The 20408-nt window shown below is 67.7% G+C and carries 20 protein-coding genes; 8 read left to right on the top strand and 12 right to left on the bottom strand.

Annotated elements, in window-relative coordinates; all coding sequences use genetic code 11:
* The 3 genes from F3J15_RS17410 to F3J15_RS17400 form a co-directional block, all read right to left on the bottom strand.
* Positions 1–351: hypothetical protein (locus F3J15_RS17410; RefSeq protein ID WP_205190838.1), on the bottom strand; the 351-nt coding region annotated here is incomplete at its 3' end.
* Between the two features lie 33 nt (positions 352–384).
* Positions 385–594: a hypothetical protein gene (locus tag F3J15_RS17405; RefSeq protein ID WP_166892927.1), complete on the bottom strand. Its 210-nt coding sequence runs from the start codon at positions 592–594 to the stop codon at positions 385–387.
* Between the two features lie 85 nt (positions 595–679).
* Positions 680–1600, bottom strand: coding sequence for a pyridoxal-phosphate dependent enzyme (locus F3J15_RS17400; RefSeq protein WP_166892923.1), 921 nt, complete (start codon positions 1598–1600; stop codon positions 680–682).
* 156 nt (positions 1601–1756) lie between these two features.
* Here F3J15_RS17400 and F3J15_RS17395 point away from each other — a divergent pair, with 156 nt between their 5' ends.
* The 6 genes from F3J15_RS17395 (at position 1757) to F3J15_RS17370 (ending at position 9780) form a co-directional block, all read left to right on the top strand.
* Positions 1757–2677: a LysR family transcriptional regulator gene (locus F3J15_RS17395; protein WP_166892920.1), complete on the top strand. Its 921-nt coding sequence runs from the start codon at positions 1757–1759 to the stop codon at positions 2675–2677.
* A gap of 734 nt (positions 2678–3411) precedes the next feature.
* Entirely contained in the window at positions 3412–4617 is a 1206-nt protein-coding gene (locus F3J15_RS17390; protein WP_166892917.1) for an MFS transporter, read from the top strand.
* 573 nt (positions 4618–5190) lie between these two features.
* Complete coding sequence (locus tag F3J15_RS17385; RefSeq protein WP_166892914.1) at positions 5191–5694, top strand: spore coat U domain-containing protein; 504 nt, start codon at positions 5191–5193, stop codon at positions 5692–5694.
* A gap of 15 nt (positions 5695–5709) precedes the next feature.
* On the top strand, positions 5710–6429 hold the full coding sequence (locus F3J15_RS17380) for a molecular chaperone (RefSeq protein ID WP_089445306.1): 720 nt from the start codon (positions 5710–5712) through the stop codon (positions 6427–6429).
* Between the two features lie 7 nt (positions 6430–6436).
* Positions 6437–8821 carry a fimbria/pilus outer membrane usher protein gene (locus tag F3J15_RS17375; RefSeq protein WP_089445305.1) on the top strand — a complete coding sequence of 795 codons (2385 nt, stop codon included), beginning with the start codon at positions 6437–6439 and terminating at the stop codon, positions 8819–8821.
* Positions 8818–9780: a spore coat U domain-containing protein gene (locus F3J15_RS17370; protein ID WP_166892911.1), complete on the top strand. Its 963-nt coding sequence runs from the start codon at positions 8818–8820 to the stop codon at positions 9778–9780. Before F3J15_RS17375 ends, F3J15_RS17370 begins: the two co-directional genes overlap by 4 nt.
* A 32-nt stretch (positions 9781–9812) precedes the next feature.
* On the opposite strand, the gene F3J15_RS17365 is transcribed toward F3J15_RS17370, so the two are convergent.
* The 4 genes from F3J15_RS17365 to F3J15_RS17350 all read right to left on the bottom strand — a co-directional run bounded on the left by F3J15_RS17365 (position 9813) and on the right by F3J15_RS17350 (position 13899).
* Positions 9813–10109 (bottom strand): hypothetical protein, encoded by a 297-nt coding sequence (locus F3J15_RS17365; protein ID WP_144020632.1) that lies wholly within the window; start codon positions 10107–10109, stop codon positions 9813–9815.
* Between the two features lie 104 nt (positions 10110–10213).
* Positions 10214–11236 carry a histone deacetylase family protein gene (locus tag F3J15_RS17360; RefSeq protein ID WP_166892908.1) on the bottom strand — a complete coding sequence of 341 codons (1023 nt, stop codon included), beginning with the start codon at positions 11234–11236 and terminating at the stop codon, positions 10214–10216.
* A 49-nt stretch (positions 11237–11285) separates the two neighbouring features.
* Entirely contained in the window at positions 11286–12557 is a 1272-nt protein-coding gene (locus F3J15_RS17355) for a Zn-dependent hydrolase (protein ID WP_166892905.1), read from the bottom strand.
* Between the two features lie 31 nt (positions 12558–12588).
* On the bottom strand, positions 12589–13899 hold the full coding sequence (locus F3J15_RS17350) for an MFS transporter (protein ID WP_089445300.1): 1311 nt from the start codon (positions 13897–13899) through the stop codon (positions 12589–12591).
* 190 nt (positions 13900–14089) lie between these two features.
* On the opposite strand from F3J15_RS17350, the gene F3J15_RS17345 reads away from it, so the two are divergent.
* Positions 14090–15046 carry a LysR family transcriptional regulator gene (locus F3J15_RS17345; RefSeq protein WP_069256256.1) on the top strand — a complete coding sequence of 319 codons (957 nt, stop codon included), beginning with the start codon at positions 14090–14092 and terminating at the stop codon, positions 15044–15046.
* Positions 15047–15104: 58 nt separating this feature from the next.
* Here F3J15_RS17345 and F3J15_RS17340 read toward each other — a convergent pair whose 3' ends face one another.
* From F3J15_RS17340 to F3J15_RS17325, 4 genes are all read right to left on the bottom strand, one after another.
* The gene (locus F3J15_RS17340; protein ID WP_166892903.1) at positions 15105–16175 is read right to left on the bottom strand and encodes a porin; all 1071 of its coding nucleotides are present in this window, start codon (positions 16173–16175) and stop codon (positions 15105–15107) included.
* Positions 16176–16335: 160 nt separating this feature from the next.
* The gene (locus F3J15_RS17335) at positions 16336–17766 is read right to left on the bottom strand and encodes a cytosine permease (protein WP_166892900.1); all 1431 of its coding nucleotides are present in this window, start codon (positions 17764–17766) and stop codon (positions 16336–16338) included.
* Between the two features lie 303 nt (positions 17767–18069).
* Positions 18070–18747 carry an SOS response-associated peptidase family protein gene (locus F3J15_RS17330; RefSeq protein WP_166892897.1) on the bottom strand — a complete coding sequence of 226 codons (678 nt, stop codon included), beginning with the start codon at positions 18745–18747 and terminating at the stop codon, positions 18070–18072.
* Between the two features lie 141 nt (positions 18748–18888).
* Positions 18889–19341: a GNAT family N-acetyltransferase gene (locus F3J15_RS17325; RefSeq protein ID WP_166892893.1), complete on the bottom strand. Its 453-nt coding sequence runs from the start codon at positions 19339–19341 to the stop codon at positions 18889–18891.
* A gap of 33 nt (positions 19342–19374) precedes the next feature.
* Here F3J15_RS17325 and F3J15_RS17320 point away from each other — a divergent pair, with 33 nt between their 5' ends.
* On the top strand, positions 19375–19632 hold the full coding sequence (locus tag F3J15_RS17320) for a LysR substrate-binding domain-containing protein (protein ID WP_240158956.1): 258 nt from the start codon (positions 19375–19377) through the stop codon (positions 19630–19632).
* Between the two features lie 24 nt (positions 19633–19656).
* Here the strand turns inward: F3J15_RS17320 and F3J15_RS17315 are convergent, their stop codons facing one another.
* Positions 19657–20286, bottom strand: a complete 630-nt coding sequence (locus F3J15_RS17315) for an NAD-dependent epimerase/dehydratase family protein (protein ID WP_166892890.1) — start codon at positions 20284–20286, stop codon at positions 19657–19659.
* Between the last annotated feature and the right edge of the window lie 122 nt (positions 20287–20408).

Below are 20408 nucleotides of genomic sequence, written 5' to 3'. Positions count from 1 at the left end.
GCCGGCGGCGATGCGGGCTGCCGCGCCGGTGGCGGCGTCGGGTGCGACGCCTGCATCGGCGTCCGCGCCGGTTTCGGGTCCCGTGCCTGCCTCGGCTCCCGCGTCCGGCCCGGCATCGTCACCTGCCGCAGCAGCATCGACGCCTGCCGTTTCGGCACCGGCCGTTGCAACACCGGCACCGGTCGCGCCTGCGCCTGCATCCACCGCCTCGGCCCCCGTATCGGCATCGGCGCCCTCGAGCCCATCGCCCGCGCCTGCCGCCGCCAACCCCGTCGCCTCGTCCGCACCGTCCGGCGCGAGCGCACCGGCCGCACACTGACCGGCCATCCGTATCGTCGCGCCCGACCACATCCGGCAACGCGCGACGATACGCCCCCTCATTCGTCACAGGAATTTCTGCGCCGCCGGCGGCCTGCTCGTCGTGTCGCTGACGTAGCTTCGATGCTTCGCGACGGACACACGCAGCCGATGCCGACGTTCGCCGGGATCGACTGCCGTCCGGCCGTCATCCGACAGGCCAGCTAGTGCCGGCCGCCGCCCCGCCTTCTGCAACGTCGCGCGCAGCGTCTGCATCTGCTCGACGGTCGCCGTCACGCCGCCGCAGACGATCGCAGAGATATCCGTCGTCGACCACCATCCAGCCGTCCCACGACAAACCGGCTAGTGCCGGCCGCCCCACCTACCGCAACGTCGCGCGCAGCGTCTGCATCTGCTCGACGGTCGCCGTCACGCCGCCGCAGACGATCACGGCGATATCCTTCGCCGACGCGAGCACGGGCACCGGCCGCTCGAGCGCGGCCAGCGCGGCACCGCACGCGGGCTCGACGACGATCCGGTGCGCGTCGAGGAATCGCAGTGACGCGCCCACCGCCTCGGCATCGGACACGACGACCGGGTGAATCTCGTGTCGCGCGGCCCATTCGACCGCCGCCTCGCACGGCCGCTTCGCCCCGAGCGACGTCGCGATGCTCGTGATCGCCGGCAATTCGACCACATGCCCCTGCGCGAGCGAGCGCGCATAGCAGTCGGCGCCTTCCGTTTCGACCGCGACCACCGGCACGTCGTGCCAGCCGTTGCGCGCCAGCCCTTCGAGCACGCCGCACAGCAGCCCGCCGCCGCCAACCGCGAGCACGACCGCGTCGGGCTTCGGGCCGGCCGCCGCCATCTCGTCGATCATCGTCGCGTGGCCCTGCCACAGCACGCGATCGTCGAACGGATGGATGAACGCATCATGCTCGCCGAGCACCGACTGCGCGAACGCATTCGCCTCGGCCCAGCTCGCACCGTGCACGACGAGCTCTGCGCCCTCGACACGGATCAGCTCGCGTGCGCGGGCCGACGCGCTCTCCGGTACGACGACGAGCACCGGCACGCCGAGTTCGCGGCCGCAGTACGCGACCGCGATGCCCGCGTTGCCGCCCGACGACGACACGAACCGCCGCGCGCCGGCCGCATGCCGCGCTTCGCAGACGGCGCCGATACCACGCAGCTTGAACGAGCCCGACGGCTGCAGCGCGTCGAGCTTCAGCCGGATGGTCCTGCCGAGCCGGCGGGATGCGATTGGCGAGCGGATATAAGGGGTCGGGATATGAAGCGGCATGGGGCGGGACCAATGAGAACGGAGAGAACGCACGCGACGTGAAACGATGAGCGGCAATGACGGTGATCGTACGGCACGCGTCTCATGCCTTCCAATACCATCGAATGCCGTTTGCTATGCTCCACAGGTATATCAATGAACCTGAATGGATGCCGCATGCGCCAGATCGAATTGCGTCACCTGCGCTACTTCGTGGCCGTCGCGCAAGCCGGCAGTGTGATGGCCGGCGCCCGCGCGGCCGGTATCGTCCAGCCCGCGCTGTCGCGACAGATCCGCGAGCTCGAGGACGCGATCGGCACGCCGCTGCTGGTGCGCCGCGCAACGGGCGTCACGCTCACAGCGGCCGGCGCCAGCTTCCTGCAGGACGCGACCGGCCTGCTCGCGACACTGCAGGACAGCCGCGAGCGCGCCCTGCGCAGCGCGGCCGGCCAGCTGGGCGAGCTGCGCCTCGGAGCGTTGCCGAACTGCCTGCCGCTGCCCGTCGTCGGCACCGTCCTCAAGGCGTTTCGCGACGCGTGCCCGGACGTGAAGCTGTCGATCGCGCCGATGCTGTCGGCCGAACAGGCGAACGCGCTAATGCGCGGCCAGCTCGACGGCGGGATCATGGCGTGGCGTCAGGACGAGGCGCCGCACCTGTCGGGCGTGCGGCTGCTGAGCGACCGCTTCGTGCTCGCGATGCCCGCGCCGCCGGGCGGACGCTTCACCGCGCCGCGCACGCTGGCCGACATCGCGAACGAGCCGTTCGTCTGGTTCGATGCGCAGCGCTCCGCCGCGCACCACCGGTTCCTGATGGCGCAGTGCCAGCAGGCCGGCTTCATGCCGCGCATCGCGCAGGTCGGCAGCGACATTCCGACCTTGATCGGCCTTGTCGCGGCCGGGATGGGCTGTGCATTCGTGCCGGAAAGCGCGTCGCCGACCTGCCCGCACACGGTCCGGCTCGTCGCGCTCGACGAACTCGCGAGCCGCTTCGATATCGAGTTCGTGTTCGACGGTGCGGCCGTGCCACCGTCGCCCGTCGTCGCGCGGTTTCTCGAGGCCGTGCGCGATGCGACCGGTGAAGCCCGCCAAGCGGGCTGAGTGGGCAGCAGATTCGGCAACCGTGCCGGGCACTTGAGCGACATGACTTGCGATGCCGAATGACGGGCGGAATCCCCTTCCGCCCAATCGTCGCTTCGGCTGCCGAAACACGCTAAACCGCCGCATTTTTTTGCGAAATGCTTTCAAAACGACGACGCCGGACGCGGTAGCGCCGGTGTTTTTAAATTGACACCAAAAACGGCCGTTTAACGCCGCTTCGAATTGTCATGATCCGAAATATACTGCGCGCGCATCCAACCCTCGTGCCAAAGAGAGGATGCCTTTCCGCCCCGGTCACGGTCCCCCTGTGATCGGGGCTTTTTTTGGCCGCGGGCCTTTTCTGCAAAGGGTTTCAGCGATGATGCGAGATTCGCCCGGCGTGGCGCCAGCCGCCTGACCGGCCCGTCCGATCCGCACGGCCACCCATCGCCGGACAGTCGGTGGACGGCTTCCGGCTCATCTGGCGGGAGCGACCGTCAGTCCGCGTCGAAGCGCCGATGGATCGCAATCTCCCGGCCTGAAGCCGCATTCCGAGCTTTACAAAAATCTTTCACAAGAAGCATCTCTTTCACCCGCTCCACCACCGGGCCTCAGGCGCTCGCTGCATTGTTGACATGAAATCAAGATAATTTCGTTCGGACACGGCTTTTTCCGCAAAAGTCATGCAGGCACACTTCGTCCTGTCCTCAACGGCCCGTGCCGTTCGTTGTTTCTCGACTACAGGAGCCCATCGCGTGAATACCACGACTTCCCCTCCTTCCCGCCCGGGTGGCAGCGCCGCGCTGCCGCTGCTGGCACTCGCCGCCGGCGCGTTCGGCATCGGCACGACCGAGTTCTCGCCGATGGGCCTGCTGCCCGTGATCGCCGACGGCGTGCATGTGTCGATTCCGCAAGCCGGCATGCTGATCAGCGCGTATGCGATCGGCGTGATGGTCGGCGCGCCGCTGATGACGCTACTGCTCGCGCGCTGGTCGCGCCGCTCGGCGCTGATCGCGCTGATGTCGATCTTCACGATCGGCAACCTGCTGTCGGCGTTCGCGCCGGACTACACGACGCTGCTGCTCGCCCGCCTCGTGACGAGCCTCAACCACGGCGCCTTCTTCGGGCTCGGCTCAGTGGTCGCGGCCAGCCTGGTGCCGCGCGAAAAGCAGGCCAGCGCGGTCGCGACGATGTTCATGGGCCTCACGATCGCGAACGTCGGCGGCGTGCCGGCCGCGACCTGGCTCGGCCAGATCATCGGCTGGCGCATGTCGTTCGCGGCGACCGCGGGCCTCGGCCTGGTTGCGATCGCCGGGCTGTTCGCCGCGCTGCCGAAGGGCGAAGCCGGCAAGATGCCCGACCTGCGCGCCGAACTCTCGGTGCTGACGCGCCCCGTCGTGCTCGGCGCGCTCGGGACGACCGTGCTCGGCGCCGGCGCGATGTTCACGCTCTACACGTATGTCGCGCCGACGCTGGAACACCTGACCGGCGCGACGCCCGGCTTCGTGACCGCGATGCTGGTGCTGATCGGCGTCGGCTTCTCGATCGGCAACATCGCGGGCGGGCGCCTCGCCGACCGCTCGCTCGACGGCACGCTGATCGGTTTCCTGCTGTTGCTGATCGCGACGATGGCCGCGTTCCCGGTGCTCGCCGGCACGCATGCCGGCGCCGCCGTCACGCTGCTCGTATGGGGTGTCGCGACGTTCGCGGTCGTGCCGCCGCTGCAGATGCGCGTGATGCGGGCGGCCCACGAAGCGCCGGGCCTCGCGTCGGCCGTCAACATCGGCGCGTTCAACCTCGGCAACGCGCTCGGCGCGGCGGCCGGCGGCGCAGCGCTCTCGGCGGGCTTCGGTTATGCGGCCGTGCCGCTCGTCGGCGGGCTGATCGCCGCGGCCGGACTCGCACTGGTCTTCCTGCAGATCGCGCAGCAGCGCCGCGCACCGGCCGCCGCGAATTCGTAATCGCGACACGTCGCGCGCCGGCGATGCATGCCGGACCGCCGATCCGTACCGACACACGCTCACGGCCGCGCAATGCGGCCGTTTTCGTTTTCAACGATCAATTCGAATTCGACAATCCCTCGATGCAAAAATCCGGAATATCGAGCAATTTCACAGCGAGCCGGATTCCATTCATTTTAAAAATACTGAAATAGACTCAATCCATTCGAATGATTCATTCCCCGCCCCTTCCATTTCATCCAACGCATTAATTACCCATTTCCCACGGGCCGGCTCAACTCGCCAAGTCAGCTGAAAATCGTATCGAACCCCGCGTGAATTACTCATCATTGCCGCACCGCGGGATAATTTTTCGCTCGAATCGCCCGGAATAAATCGAAAAATTCAACTCTCCCCGGTTTTATTCAATCAATACCCGGATCAAATGTAACAAAATGAAACAGCATTAATTTAAAGATTGAAAGACTTGCCGATTCGTATCAGCATCTGCGATACCGTGGCATGCGAAGCGCGGCATAAATTCAATGAAAAAACAATCGATGAGGGGTCAGTGTGAAAGTCGCCATTGCTTCCATGACATTGTCGCTCGCGCTGTCAATCGGCCTTTCGATTCCCGCCGCCGACGCTGCCACCTATTCGAACGGCACCGCGACCGCCACCTTCAACGTCACGCTGACGCTGCAGCCGAACTGCACGATCGCCGCGAACCCGCTCGCCTTCGGCACCAGCGGGGTGCTGGCCACCGCGATCAACCAGCAGACGACCGTGAGCGTCACCTGCACCGACACGACACCGTACAACGTCGGTCTCGACGCGGGCACGGTCACGGGGTCGAGCGTCGCGAGCCGGCTGATGGCCGGCACGGCGACCGGCAACACGTCGACGACCGTCGGCTTCCAGCTCTACCAGGATGCCGGTCGCACGACGATCTGGGGCAACACGCAAGGCACGGACACCGTGGCCGGCACCGGCACGGGCGCAGCACAGACAATTACCGTCTACGGCCAGGTGCCCGCGCAGGCGACACCGAAGCCGGACACCTATCAGACGACCGTCACCGCAACCGTCTACTTCTGACCGGCGCTGCTCCCTATGTCCGCACTACGTCGAACGCTCGCCGCGCTGCTGTGTGCGGGCGGCGCCGCGCACGCCGCGTCGCTGCAGATCTCCCCGGTCACGATCGAATTCGGCACCGACGACACGGCCACCGGCATCACGCTGCGCAATCCGGGCGGGCGCCCCGTGTACGGGCAGGTGCGCGTGTTCCGCTGGGACCAGGCCGACGGCCAGGACACACTGACGCCCACCCAGGATCTGCTGGCCAGCCCGCCGCTCATCGAAGTCGGCACGCAGTCCGAACAACTGATCCGCGTCGTGCGCGCATCGCGCACGCCCGCCGGCGCCGAGCAGACCTACCGGCTGCTGATCGACGAGCTGCCGCAGCCCGGCGAAGCGCCGGCCAACGGCGTGTCGATCCGGCTGCGCTATTCGATTCCGGTGTTCGTCGAGCCGGCAACCAACGGCGCGCCGCAGCTCGACTGGACGCTGCTGCGCGGCAACGGCGGCTGGGTGCTGCGGGTGCGCAACGGCGGCACGCGGCGCGCGCAATTGGCATCGGTCGAACTCGTGACCGGCGACGGCCACACGTATCCGCTCACGCACGGCCTGCTCGGCTATGCGCTCGCGGGGCGCACGGGCCAGTGGAGCGTGCCGCTGCCGGCGGGCGTCGCGCTCGGCGGTACGGTCACGGTGCGCGCGGCCGTCAATTCGCAGCCGGCCAGTGCGGTCGTCAAGGTGGAGCCGCCGGGCTAGACCGCCGGTGCGCCGCCCGGCCTCTCCCCCTTCGCCACGCGCCGGCACGCGTCCAGCCAACGGACGCAGGACGCCGCACCGTTCGCCGCGCGCCGCGCTCGCGGCCGTCGTCGCCGGCGGCCTGCTCGCGCTCGGCTGCGCACGCGCGGATGAACCGGCGGCACTCGTGATGACCGACAGCACGCACGACGTGATCCTCGAAGTCAGCGTCAACGGTGAAAACACGACGCTGCTCACGCACTTCCGCGAACGCGACGGCCGCCTGTCGGCGAGCGGCGCAGACCTGCACACGATCGGCGTCGCGACCGACCGGCTCGGCATCGCCGACGCGACGACGGTCGACCTCGACACGATTCCCGGCCTGCGCTACCGCTACGACGCGGCGCACCAGAGCGTCGACCTGCAGATGCCCGACACGCTGCGCCGGCCGTACGCGGTCGACAGCCGCGCGTTGCGGCCGACGGAGGCGGCCAGCGCGTCGCGCGGCATCGCGATCAACTACGAGGCGTACGCGCAGACGCTCGGCGACCGGCAGTACTCGCTCTACACCGACGTGCGCTACTTCGATCCGGGCGGCGTGTTCGACACCACGGGCGTCGCGACCTTCTATGACGGCCGCCGGCGCTACACGCGCTTCGATACGTCATGGAGCCGCTCGGATCCGGCAAGGCCGAGCACGACACAGATCGGCGACACGATCTCGGGATCGCTCGCGTGGACGCGCTCGGTGCGCCTCGGCGGCTTCCAGTGGCGCAGCAACTTCGCGCTGCGGCCCGATCTCGTGACGTTCCCGATCCCGTCGCTCGCAGGCTCCGCGGCCGTGCCGTCGGCCGTCGACCTGTACATCAACAATGTGCGCCAGTACACCGGCAACGTGCCGAGCGGCCCGTTCATCATCCACGACGTGCCGGGCATCACGGGCGCCGGCCAGGCGACCGTCATCACGCGCGACGTGCTCGGGCGCACCGTCGCGACGTCCGTGCCGCTCTACGTCGATACGCGCATGCTGTCCGCCGGGCTGTCGAGCTATTCGTTCGAAGCCGGCTTCCTGCGCCGCAACTACGGGCTGCAGTCGTTCGACTACGACGCGCGGCCGGCCGTCAGCGGCTCGATGCGGCGCGGCATCACCGATGCGCTGACCGTCGAGGGGCACGCGGAAGCGACCGGCGGCGTGCTCAACACCGGCATCGGCGCGCTGCTGCGGCTCGGCAATGCGGGCGTCGTGAGCGGCGCGGTCGCAGGCAGCGCCGGCCGCTATCCGGGTACGCAGGTGAGCGTCGGCTACCAATTGATCGAACCACGCTTCTCGATCAACGCGCAGACGATCCGCGCGTTCGGCCGCTACGGCGACCTCGCCTCGCGCGACGGCGCGACGGTGCCCGCGGCGACCGACCAGGCGACGCTCGCGCTGCCGTTCATGCACCGCCAGACGCTGTCGCTCAGCTATATCGGCTTCCGGCTGCCGCAAGGCCCGAGCACGCGGATCGGCACGGTGTCGTACACGTTGAGCTTCGGCGATCTCGCGTCGCTGAGCGTGAGCGCGTACCGCGACTTCGCGCAGCAGGGTGCGAACGGCGCGTTCGTGTCGCTGAACATCGGGCTCGGGCGCAACACTTCGATCAACACGACCGTCGGGCGCCAGCGCGGCCAGTCGAACTACACCGTCGACGCGAGCCGTCCTCCCGACTACGGTGGCGGCTGGGGCTGGGGCGTGCAGACGGGCGGCACGGGCGCGGTGCCCTACCGGCAGGCACAAGTACGCTATCTCGGCCATGCAGGCGAAGTCATCGCGGCCGCGCAGAACATCGACCGCCAGACCGGCGCATCGCTCGACGTCAGCGGTGCGCTGGTGTTCATGGACAGCAGCCTGCAACTGTCGCGCCGCATCTACGACGGCTTCGCGCTGGTATCGACCGATGGCGTCGCGGGCATTCCGGTGCTGCACGAAAACCGCGTGATCGGCACGACCGATCGCACGGGGCACCTGCTCGTGCCCGACCTGAACGCGTACCAGAACAACCAGATCGCGATCGACTCGATGAAGCTGCCCGCCGATGCGCGGATCACCCGCACGTCGATGATGGTCGTGCCGCAGGCGCAATCGGGCGTCGTCGCGCAGTTCGGGGTGTCGCGCTATCGCGCGGCGTCGGTGATCCTGCGCGATACCGACGGCCGCCCGCTGCCGGCCGGTGCGCGCGTGCATCACGCCGAAAGCGGCGCGGATACGATCGTCGGCTACGACGGGCTCACGTTCATCGACGGACTGAAGGAGGACAACCACCTCGTGATCGACTACGGCACGCAACGCTGCGTCGCGGACTTCGCGTTCACCGCGCCCGGCAACGGCACACTGCCGACCATCGGGCCCCTCACCTGCCGGGCCGCACCATGAGGCTCGCGCTGCTGGTCCTCGTTGCCTTTGTCGCGTGGTTCGGCTCGCCCCGTCACGCACAGGCCGAAAGCTGCACGGCCACCGCATCGGACGTGAGCTTCGGCTCGGTCAGCCCGATCTCGAACGCGCCGGTCGCCGTAACCGGCACGGTCGGCATCACCTGCACGTGGTCGACCGTCTCGCTGACGCCGAACGTGGTCGTCTGCCTGAATCTCGGCGGCACGAGCCCGCGCAGCCTCGTCAACGGCAGCAACGCGATGCAGTACGACCTCTATCTCGACGGCGGGCATTCGGTCGCGTGGGGTTCCGTGTATTCCGGCACGACTCCGGCGTCCGTCACGCTCGTCAAACCCGCGGTCGGCACGAGCGCATCCGCGACGGTTACCGTATACGGACAGATCACCGGGAACCAGCCGACCGTGCCGACGACCGGCAACAGCACGACGACCTACTCGCAGGCGTTCGGCGGCAACACGACATCGTTCAACGCCGGGTTCTATCTGGTCGGTGCGCCGACCTGCGCGTCGCTGACGACATCGAACGGGACCTTCCCGTTCAGCGCGACCGCCAACGTCATCAACAATTGCAACATCAGCGCGACCAACGTCAGCTTCGGCACCGCGAGCCAGCTGTCGGGCACGCTCACGGCAACGGGTACGATCACCGCGCAGTGCACCAACGGCGACGCATGGAAAATCGCGCTGAGCGGCGGCAACAGCGGCAACGTGACGGCACGCCAGATGCAGCGCAGCAGCGCTGGCGGCACGATCGGCTACGGGCTTTACACGGACGCCGCACGCTCGATCGCGTGGGGCGACGGCACGGGCGGCAGTTCGACGGTCACGGGTGTCGGAACCGGCACGTCGCAGGTCGTGACCGTGTACGGTGCGGTGCCGGCGCAAACGACGCCCGCGCCCGGCAACTACAGCGACATGATCACTGCGACGATCAGTTTCTAGCGTTCAGTGGCATGAGCGGGCGCACGCGCCGTTCAGAACGTGACGGTCCATGCGGGCGATGCGCCCGCGCCGATGCTGCGCGGCGCCGATCGCACATCGGGCAGCGGCGCGTGACTGAGCACGAACGGCGTACCGTGCGCGCAACTGACGCGTGGCATGCCGGCATCGGCGGCGCCCTGCGGCTCGCCGGTGCCGATCGTGCAGGTTTCCGGAATGGTGAGACTGACGCGCAGCGGAATCGAAGGTTCCGTCGCGCTCGCGAGCGACCCGACGCCCGGCACGGCGAGCGCGATGGCGATCGCACCGCGTCTGATTTGGTCTGCTGTCATCGTGCGGCTCTCCTTCATGCATTCATTCAGCATAGGCGCGAATTATCGGCGTGCATGCGGAAAACCTGCAACCGCACGCACGCGATCGCGCCCCGCCGCGCCGGTCAGCGCGCGGCGGCGAACCCACCGAAAAACGCACGCGCATTCGCGTCGAGGCTGTCGAGGTGATAGCCGCCTTCCTGCACGATCACCGTCGGCAACCCGAGTGCGCCGATCGCTCCGCCGAGCCGCCCGAAGCCGTCGGTCGTGACAGCCACCTGCGATTGCGGATCGTCCTTGTAGATATCGAAGCCGAGCGCGAGCACGAGCGCATCGGGCTGGAACCGCGCGAGCGCGCGCAGCGCGTCGTCGAGCCGCTCGAAGAACGCCGACTCCGGCGCGCCGTGCGGCATCGGCAGGTTGAGGTTGAATCCGTCGCCGGCCCCCATGCCCGTCTCTTCCTCATAGCCCGCGACGACCGGGTAGAAGTTGGTCGGGTCGCCGTGGATCGACACGTACAGCACGTCGTCGCGGCCGTAGAAGATTTCCTGCACGCCCTGCCCGTGATGCATGTCGGTGTCGAGGATCGCGACCCGGCGATGGCGGCCGAGCAGCGACTGCGCGGCGATCGCCGCATTGTTCAGGTAGCAGAAGCCGCCGGCCGCGTCGCGGCGTGCGTGATGGCCGGGCGGCCGGCACAGTGCGTACGCCTCGCGCGCGCCGTCGTTGACGTCGGCCGCGGCCGCCAGCGCGCCCTGCGCGGACCAGTACGCGGCGCGCCACGTGTTCGCACCGACCGGGCAGCTGCCGTCGGCGAGGTAGCGCGCGGCTTTCGCAAGCACGCCGCGCAGCGGGTTCGGGTCGCGCACGAACACGTTCGACATCACTTCGTCGCCCCAGTCGTCGGGCATCTGCTTCCAGTCGCGATGCGCTTCCTCCAGGAAGCGCAGGTAGTTCATGTCGTGCACGGCCGCGATCGGCGCGGTGCCGCGGTCGGCCGGCTCGCGCACGTCGAAGTCGAGCGACCGGACGGCCGCCACGAGCCGCGCCGCGCGCTCGGGCACCTCCTGCGGTTCTCGCATCTGGCCGCGCGACAGATAGCTGCGCGGATGGTGCAGCAACTGCTCGGGATGGAAATAGGTTTTCATCGTTCGCCCTCGTCGGTTTTTCGATTTGTCGGCTTACCGGTTCGCCGCGTCATGCGTCCTGCGCGGTGGCAGCCACGGTAGCGCCTGCCGCAACGCCGGCGCGCGCGAGCACCGCATGCAGCAGCACGTTCGTGCCGCGCGTCACGTCATCCGGCAGCGCATCCTCGGCTTCGTTGTGCGACAGGCCGTCGACACACGGGATGAACACCATCGCGGTCGGGACTCGGCGCGCGAGCAGGATCGCGTCGTGGCCCGCGCCGCTGACGATCCGCTCGTTCGTGTAGCCGAACTTCGCTGCCGCCTGCGTGACCTGTTCGACGCAGTCGCGATCGAACGGCGTCGCCGGGCTGCGCCAGCACGTTTCAATCGCGACCTGCACGCCGCGCGCGGCGGCGACACGCGTGCACGCATCGCGCAAGTCACGCTCCATCGCATCGACTTGCGCATCGTCGTGGTGGCGAAGGTCGACCGTGAACGTCACGTCCCCCGCAATGGTGTTGCGCGATGCATTGCGGATGCCGACCTGACCGATCGTCGCGAGCCCACGCGGCGCATAACCGGCGACGATCCGTTCGAGTTCGAGCGCCATCTGCGCGCTCGCGAAAGTCGCGTCCTTGCGATACGGCATCGGCGTCGTGCCCGCATGCGCGGCCACGCCCGTCACCGTCACGTCGAGCCAGCGGATCGCCTGCCCGCCCGTGACGATGCCGATCGTCGTGCCGTTCGCCTCGAGCACCGGGCCCTGTTCGATATGGGCTTCGAAGTATGCATCGACCGCGCCGCCCACCGCACGCGTGCCGCGATAGCCGCATGTGTCGAGCGCCGCGCCGAGCGTGACGCCGTCGGCGTCCTGCTTCGCGAGCGCTTCGTCGAGTGGCAATGCCCCCGTGAACACGGCCGAGCCGAGCATTGCCGGCGCGAAGCGCGCGCCCTCCTCGTTGGTCCAGGACACGATTTCCAGCGGCTTGTCGGTCGCGATGCCGGCGTCGTTCAGCGTGCGCACGAGTTCGAGCGCGGCGAGCACGCCATAGACGCCATCGAAGCGGCCGCCTTCGGGCTGCGTATCGAGATGGCTGCCGATCAGCACCGGCGCGGCCTGCGCATCGGTGCCGTCGCGCCGCGCGAACAGGTTGCCGACTGCGTCGACGCTCACCGTCATCCCCGCGTCGCGACACCACTGCGCGAACAGGTCGCGCCCGCGACGGTCGTCGTCGGTGAGCGCGAGGCGCCGCACGCCGCCGCGCGGCGTCGCGCCGACACGCGCCATCTCCGCCAGGCTCTGCCACAAACGGGCGCCGTCGATTTCCAGCAGGTCTTTCATGTGCACTCCGGATGAATTCGTTCGTTGAGGGTCACTGCGAGCCGAGCGCTTCGGCGGCGGCCGGCCGTGCCGCGCGGCGTGCGTCGAGCGCGACGATGCACAGCAGCGAGATGCCGGCGAGACACGTGTAGAACACCGCGAGCGGCCACCACTGGCCCGCGAAACGATGCGCGAGCCACGTGCCGACGAGCGGCGTCAGCCCGCCCGCAAGCGCCCCGCAGATCTGGTAAGCGAGCGAGATCGCCGAATAGCGCACGTGCGCGGGGAACACGTCGCTCACGAAGCCCGCGATCACCGAATAGAAGCCGGCCATGCAGACCACCGCGAGCGCGATGCCCGCGATCAGCGACGCGGACGTGCCGCCCTGCACGAGCATGAACATCGGATACGGCGACAGCATCGCGAGCAGCGCCGCGAGTTTCAGGAAGCGCGCGCCGCCGATGCGCTCGGCGATCCACGCGGCGATCGGCTGCGCGACGAACTGGATGATCGCGACCGCGAACAGGCTGTCGAGGATCAGCGAGCGCGAGACGCCGACGTACTGCGTCGTGTATGCGATCATGAACGTGTTCGTGAAATAGACGCCCGCGATGCCGATCGTGTTCGCGCCGATGCAGAGCGCCACGAGCCCCGACGCGGAGCGGAACACTTCCGCGACCGGCAGCTTCACCGTGCGGTTGGTTTCCTTCACGCGCGCGAATTCCGGCGACTCGTTCACGCCGAGCCGGATCAGGATGCCGACCACGAGCAGCACCGAACTCGCGAGAAACGGCAGGCGCCAGCCCCAGGCGAGGAAGTCCGCCTTGTCCATCGACGTGACCGCGCGGAATGCGATCAGCGACAGGATCAGCCCGGCCGGGCTGCCGAGCTGCGCGAACGATGCGAAGAACGTGCGGCGCCCCTGCGGCGCATGCTCGCCCGCCATCAGCACCGCACCGCCCCATTCGCCGCCGACCGCGATCCCCTGCACCACGCGCAGCGCGACGAGCAGCACCGGCGCGAGCATGCCGACCTTCGAATAGTCGGGCAGCAGCCCGACGCAGACGGTCGCGACGCCCATCATCATCAGCGTCGTCATCAGCGCCTTCTTGCGGCCGATACGATCGCCGAGATGGCCGAAGATCACGCCGCCGAGCGGCCGCGCGAAGAAGCCGACCGCGAACGTCGCGAACGACGCCATCGTGCTGACAAAGCGGTCATGGGACGGAAAATAGAGCTCGCCGAATACGAGCGCGGCCGCGGTCGCGTAGATGTAGAAGTCGTACCACTCGATCATCGTGCCGATGAACGCGGCCGTCGCGGCGCGCCCCGGCTGGCGGGCGGAAGGAAGGGACTGGGTCATGCGGGCTCCTGACGCGCGCCGCTGCAGAGCGACGCGCAATATCGTGTGGGGGCCGTCTGTCGCGGCCTTGGGCCGCACGCTGCGGCACCCCTCCTTTATCGGCGACCGCAAATCATTAGTCAAATTTCAAGTTATTATTCGGCGTATAAATTCAGCTAATGTCTGCCATGACGCCTCGCCCGGAGACCCGATGCGCCCCGACCTCGCCCCGTTCCTGAACGACCGCCTCGACTGGAACCTGTTGCGCACCTACCTGGTGATCATCCAGGAGCGCAGCGTGAGCCGCGCGGCCGCGCGCCTGCACGTCACGCAGCCGGCCGTGAGCCAGGCCTTGCGGCGGCTCGAGGACACGCTCGAGCGCAAGCTGATCGAGCGGCGCGGCACGCACTTCGCGCCAACGCCTGCCGGCGAAGCCGTCTACCGGATCGCGAGCGACATCTACGGCGGCATCTCCCGCCTCGAAACCGAAATCGACGACAGCACCGCCGACCTGACCGGTTCGATCCGGCTGCTGACGGTGAGCCGCATCGAGTCGCCCGTCTACGACGAATTCCTCGCGGACTTCCATCGCGCGTACCCGCGCATCGACCTGCAGATCGAGGTGATGCGCTCGTCGGACATTCTGTCTTCGCTGCTGCAGAAAACGGCCACGGCCGGGCTCGGCCTGTGCCGCACGCCGCACGACAAGCTGGAGATGCGCTGCTTCCTGCGCCAGCGCTATGCGATCTACTGCGGCCGCCATCACCGGCTGTTCGGGCAGACGCAACTGCGGATGGACGATCTGCTCGCCGAGAATTTCGTGTCGTTCACGAGCGACCAGATCGGCGACAGCCTGTCGCCGCTCACGGTGTTTCGCGACCAGCGGGGCTTCACGGGGCGCATCGTCGCGTCGTCGCCGAGCCTCGAGGAAGTGCGGCGGCTGATCTTCGCCGGCTACGGGATCGGCTGCCTGCCCGAGCACATCGTGCGCGACGACATCGCACAGCAGCGGCTGTGGCGGCTACCGCCCGACGACGGGCTCGTCGATGTCGACGTGTTCCTGCTGTGGCATCGCGATCGCAAGATGAACGCGGCCGAGCACGCGTTTCTCGACGCGATGGAGCGCTGCATGCAGCGCTATTCGCTTGCCGAGCGGTTGGGGAAATAGCGGCGCGAACGCGCCCGCGAAATGCACCGGGCGCGCACGGCCGTGCGCGTCGGCCTCGTCAGAACCGATGCACGATACCCAGCTGCACACCCCGTGCATTCGCCCCCGGATACGCGAGCGGCAGGCCGGGGTTCGCCGCACCGGCGAGCGTGTAGCCGGCCTGGTTGCGGTTGCGCAGGTACGACAGCGCACCGTAGAAGCTCGTGCGCTTCGACAGGTCGTATTCGTACATCAGCCCGAGCTGGTCCGCATGGTTGCCCTGCGACGACCGGTCGTGCAGATACGCGTAGCCGAGCGCCACGTAGTTCGCCGGATTGAACTGGTATTTGACCGACAGCCCATACACGCGCGAATCGATGCCGAGATCGGCCCACTTCACCGCGGAGAAGCCGCCGTACACGGTGGCCTTGCCGATCGCGTACGACGCGCCGGCCATGATCGTGCGATCGGTGGTGGTCGCCGTCGCGTTCTTCAGCCACTGGCCCGCGACGAACGCGGCGAACGGCCCGTGTTCATAGGTCAGGTCGAACTGCTGGCTGGAACCTGCCGAGCGCACGCCGCCCGCATCGCCGAACCCGAAGTACAGCTCGCCCTGGAAGCCCGCGATCTCCGGGCTCTGGTACGACAGCGTATTGCTGGTGCGGAACGCGAACACGGTCAGGTTGTCCATGCCCGACGCCTGCGTGACGCCGCCGAACGCATCCTGGCCGCCCTGGTCGTTGAACAGCGGCGAATTCTGGCGGCCCGCGCGCACCTTGCCCCACTGCCCCGTGATCCCGACCCACGCCTGCCGGTTGAACAGGCTGCCCGAACTCGCGAGCGAACCGTCGTTCGGGTTGAAGCCGTTCTCCAGCCCGAACTCGATCTTCTGACCGCCGCCGAGATCCTCGCCGCCCTTCAGCCCGAACCGGCTGCCCCACTGGCCGCCCGAATTGATCGCCGCCGTATAGCCGTTACCCGTATTCACGTACTGCGCGAACTCGTCGATCACGCCGTACAGCGTGACGCCGTCCTGCGCGAACGCGGCGCCCGGTCCGGCGACGCACGCCGCCGCGACCGTCATGCGAAGACCGGCGTGCATCATCCGTGCCCGGGAATCGCTTCCGCGAGCTGTCGCTTGTTTAGTCATACTATTCAATTGTCAGAGAATGAAACGACACCGTGCGCGGCAGTCGCCCCGCACCGGCATCGTGGGAAAGGAAACGTGGGGGAGAACCGGGCGCAGGTGGCACCCGGCTCGCGCGACAGTCAGGCCGGCAGCCTGCCGGCCCGATGCGCGTGACGTGTCGTCAGTGGTGAACTTCGCCGCGTTCGAGCGGCAGGATCAGGCGTTCGGGAATGCTGCGGCGCGACGCGCGCGCGCCGATGTAGTACAGCACGGCCGGCACGACCAGGCCGAGGATCCACGAGATGTCGGTGCCGCCGAGTGCGTCGACGAGTGGGCCCGTGTAGATGTGCGTCGACATGAACGGCAACTGCACGAGGATGCCGACCACGTAGATCGTGATCGCCATCACGTTCCAGCGGCCGTAGCGGCCGTCCGGATCGGACAGCGCCGGCACGTCGTAGCGCGAGCGCGTGAAGCAGTAGTAATCGACCAGGTTGATCGCGCTCCACGGCGTGAAGAACGCGAGCAGGAACAGGATGAACGCGGTGAATTCCTTCAGGAACGAATGGCGGCCCGCGAGCGCGATGAGCGTGGATACGCAGATCATCCCGAAGATGTAGACGAGGCGGCTCTTCGACGACACGGCGCCCTTGCCGCGGAAGCCGCTGACGATCGTCGCCATCGACATGAAGCTGCCGTATGCGTTGAGCGCCGTCACCGTCACCTTGCCGAATGCGATGCTGAAGTACAGCAGCGCAGCCACGGCGCCCGTCGAGCCGAGGCCGACGATATACGACACTTCATGGTGCGCGAACTGGCTGCCGGCCAGTGCCGCCGCGAACACGCCGAACACCATCGCCGCCTGCGCGCCGATCACCGAGCCGAGGCCGACTGCGACGAACGTCGCGACCGACGACGTCGAGCGCGGCAGGTAGCGCGAATAGTCGGCGACGTACGGGCCGAATGCGATCTGCCACGACGCGGACAGCGACATCGACAGCAGGAAGCTCGCGAGCGAGAAATGCTTGTTCGCGAGCAGCGCGCCGATGTCGTGGTTCGCGAACAGCTGCGTGAACATGTAGACGAACGCGGCGATGCCGACCACGCTCGCGATCCGGCCGACGGCGTGGATCGCGCGATAGCCGAACACGGTCAGCACGACGATCACGGCCGCGAACAGCAGGATGCCGGCCGCGTCGTCGACGTGCAGCAACTGCGCGACGGCCTGCCCGGCCAGCACCGAGCCGCTTGCGGAAAAGCCGATGTACATCAGGCACACGAGCACGATCGGGATCATCGCGCCATAGACGCCGAACTGCACGCGGCTCGAGATCATCTGCGGCAGCCCGAGCTGCGGCCCCTGCGCACCATGCAGCGCCATCACCGCGCCGCCGATGAACTGGCCGAGCAACAGCGCGACCAGCGACCAGAACACGTCGCCGCCGAGCACGACCGCGAGTGCGCCCGTGACGATGGCCGTGATCTGCATGTTCGCCGACAGCCACAGCGTGAACTGGCTCAGCAAGCCGCCGTGGCGCTCGGCGTCGGGAATGAAGTCGATCGAACGGACTTCGATCAGGCCGCCGGCTTTTCCACTGGGGTTCGTTGACACGGGGAAATCTCCAAAATACTCAGGATCACAAATGGTTTGAACGAGACGGGAAACTGCGAGCCGCCCTTTCGGCTCGGCGGGTGCGGGGCGCCGTGGATCGCCGGCATGCGCCACGCACGCACGGTCTGCGCACTGGCGCGCAAGCGGCACGACGTGTGCCGACATTGCCAGCGGATGATCTTGTATATACAACTTGTGAGGTATCGGGGATTACCCGGTATCGGCCGATGATCGAAGTTGTCCGAATAATGGGGAGACGTTCGACCCGCTCAAGCGAAAGCTGGATGTCGGAATAATGAAAGCTCAGGTGCGCGCGGGCGATGCCTGATCCGGCTCGGCCATCATGTCGGCGGCGGGAAGCAGGTTCAGCATGCGCCGGGCAGCCTCGATGTCGCGCACATGCAGCCATTCGTCGTAGTCGTCGCGGCGCAGCATCACGACGCCCCGCTTCTCTTCGCCGGGCCGATGCATCCGCGCGAACAGCGGGTGCGTATCCGCGTTGACCGTGAGCATCGCCATGCCCACACGTTCACGGCCGTCGTCACCTTCGTAGCGCCGCCAGATGCCGGCGACGCAGTACGGTTGCCAGCCGTCAACGCCGATCCGCTGCCACACGTTGCGACCGGTTTCGTAGCAGGGTTCGAAGATCCAGCGCACCGGAATCAGGCAGCGCTGGCCGTTGCGCCACGCGTTGCCGTAGAGCCGCGACGAGCCGACCGTTTCCGCCCGTGCGTTCATCGTGTCGAGCTTTTTCTTTTTACGGCCGTTCTCGTCGACTCGCTCCGGCTGCATGAATTTCGGCCAGAAGCCGAACACGGCCGCGACGACCTCGAGGCCGTCGCCGGCGGCGCGCGCGATCGGCGCCGCGTAGTCGGGATACACGTCGGGTGCCCACGGGTCGCGGCGATACAGATCGCCGATGCCGATCTTCAGTTCGCTGATGCCCGGATCTTCGTCGGGGGCGCGGTAGTGAGTGCACACGGCTCGGCGGACGATGGAAGCAATGTTTCCATCGTAGGTCAGCACGGGCGCCGTGGCCTCGCTATTGCTTTGTATAACGAAACAGTTTTACGAATCGATGATGCGCCGGACGTTGCCCGACGCGTGCCGTCACGCGTGCTGTTAAATCTGCAGCGTCAGGATTTCGTCGCCCGCTTCGTCGAGCGTCCCGGTCGGCGTCCAGCCCAGATGCCGGTAGAAGCCGTGCGAGCGCGATGCGGGATCGGTCGAGCAGCCGAGAAACAGCGACGTGAATCCACTCGCCGCGAACTCGTCGATCACCTGCCGCAGCAGCCGCTTGCCGATCCCCGCCCCCTCGTACTCGGGCAGGATCGCGAGCACGACGATCTCGCCCGAAGCGGTGTCGCCAAAGCAGTAGCCGACCATGCATCCGTTCGCCCAGCAGACATAGCCTGAGAACAGGCCGTCGCGGATTCCGTCGCCCCAGCTTTCGACGGTGATGCCGAGGTCGCGCAACTGCCCCTCGGTGAATGCGTTCTCGCGCGTCCTGCCGCGCAGTGCGATGCACGCGGCCGCATCGTCGGGAGCGGCCTTGCGCCAGGTGAGTTCAGTCATCGTTCGATTTTTCCATGGTTCGCCGCCGGCGCGATGCATACAGGCAGATCAGTCGACGCCGACGTGATCTTCATCCTGTCCGGCGCGCATGTCGGCTTCCTGCCCGACCACGTCGCGGCGCCGTGGGTTGCCGCAGGCAAGATGCGCCGGCTGCTCGCGAGCAAGCTGAGCCATACGGTCGAATTCCAGCTCGCGACACCGCGCAACTGCGACGGCAGCGAAGCGCTGGACGCGTTCACGGCGGCGCTCGCCGAAAAGTTCGGCGGGCTCGACGGCTTCGCCGGTCAGTGACCGGCGCCCACCGCCCGTTATGCGTCAGACGAGTTGGTCCGACGCGATGACCTGCACACCCGGCCGCGCGTCGATTGCCGCGTCGAGCATCGCGCGGGCGATCCGCGACGCGGGATTCACGCGCCACTTCGCCGGCAACACCGGTCCGGCCACGTTCAACGCGGACAGCAGCAACCGCTCGCCGAACCTGAATTCGTCGCGGCTGCCGCCGATCAGGCCGGGCCGCACGTAAGTGAGCGACACGAACCCGACGCCGGCGAGCGCCTGCTCGACCTCGCCCTTCACGCGGTTGTAGAAGATGCGCGACGCCGGATCCGCGCCGAGTGCGGAATTCAGCACGTAAGCCGGTGTGCCGCAGCGGTGCGCGAGCCGCGCGACCGCGAGCGGATAGTCGTGGTCGACACGCCGGAATGCCGCCTGGGAGCCCGCGGCCCGCATCGTGGTGCCGAGCGTGCAGATCACGGCGTCGGCGTGCCACCAGTCGGCCGTATCGGGCAGATGATCGAAATCGACCTCGAGCGCGCGCATCTTCGGGTGCGGCGACAACGGGCGGCGCGCGAGGACGATCACCTGATCGACCCGCGCATCGGCGAGCGCGACTTCGAGGACGTGACGTCCGACGAGTCCGGTCGCGCCGACGAGCAGCAATTTCATGTCCGGTTTTTCCATGTGGGGCCGGCGTCGGGGGCAAGGAACGGCCCGCTTTCCGGCTTCCTGCATGATCGCCGGCCGACTCGGCGATGACAACCTCCCAACATCTCGAAAAATTACAGGAT

The organism is Burkholderia sp. Ap-955 (assembly GCF_011753045.1).
GTDB lineage: Bacteria > Pseudomonadota > Gammaproteobacteria > Burkholderiales > Burkholderiaceae > Burkholderia > Burkholderia lata_D.
Note: the sequence above shows the minus strand (reverse complement) of the source record. Positions and strands in the feature narration are given on the sequence as shown.

What these genes read in the sequence shown, in the direction of transcription:
- F3J15_RS17400 (WP_166892923.1), bottom strand. Translation starts at nt 1,600, where the DNA reads ATGCCGCTTCATATCCCGACCCCTTATATCCGCTCGCCAATCGCATCC.
- F3J15_RS17395 (WP_166892920.1), top strand. Translation starts at nt 1,757, where the DNA reads ATGCGCCAGATCGAATTGCGTCACCTGCGCTACTTCGTGGCCGTCGCG.
- F3J15_RS17385 (WP_166892914.1), top strand. Translation starts at nt 5,191, where the DNA reads ATGACATTGTCGCTCGCGCTGTCAATCGGCCTTTCGATTCCCGCCGCC.
- F3J15_RS17380 (WP_089445306.1), top strand. Translation starts at nt 5,710, where the DNA reads ATGTCCGCACTACGTCGAACGCTCGCCGCGCTGCTGTGTGCGGGCGGC.
- F3J15_RS17370 (WP_166892911.1), top strand. Translation starts at nt 8,818, where the DNA reads ATGAGGCTCGCGCTGCTGGTCCTCGTTGCCTTTGTCGCGTGGTTCGGC.
- F3J15_RS17365 (WP_144020632.1), bottom strand. Translation starts at nt 10,109, where the DNA reads ATGACAGCAGACCAAATCAGACGCGGTGCGATCGCCATCGCGCTCGCC.
- F3J15_RS17360 (WP_166892908.1), bottom strand. Translation starts at nt 11,236, where the DNA reads ATGAAAACCTATTTCCATCCCGAGCAGTTGCTGCACCATCCGCGCAGC.
- F3J15_RS17355 (WP_166892905.1), bottom strand. Translation starts at nt 12,557, where the DNA reads ATGAAAGACCTGCTGGAAATCGACGGCGCCCGTTTGTGGCAGAGCCTG.
- F3J15_RS17350 (WP_089445300.1), bottom strand. Translation starts at nt 13,899, where the DNA reads ATGACCCAGTCCCTTCCTTCCGCCCGCCAGCCGGGGCGCGCCGCGACG.
- F3J15_RS17345 (WP_069256256.1), top strand. Translation starts at nt 14,090, where the DNA reads ATGCGCCCCGACCTCGCCCCGTTCCTGAACGACCGCCTCGACTGGAAC.
- F3J15_RS17340 (WP_166892903.1), bottom strand. Translation starts at nt 16,175, where the DNA reads ATGACTAAACAAGCGACAGCTCGCGGAAGCGATTCCCGGGCACGGATG.
- F3J15_RS17325 (WP_166892893.1), bottom strand. Translation starts at nt 19,341, where the DNA reads ATGACTGAACTCACCTGGCGCAAGGCCGCTCCCGACGATGCGGCCGCG.
- F3J15_RS17320 (WP_240158956.1), top strand. Translation starts at nt 19,375, where the DNA reads ATGCATACAGGCAGATCAGTCGACGCCGACGTGATCTTCATCCTGTCC.
- F3J15_RS17315 (WP_166892890.1), bottom strand. Translation starts at nt 20,286, where the DNA reads ATGAAATTGCTGCTCGTCGGCGCGACCGGACTCGTCGGACGTCACGTC.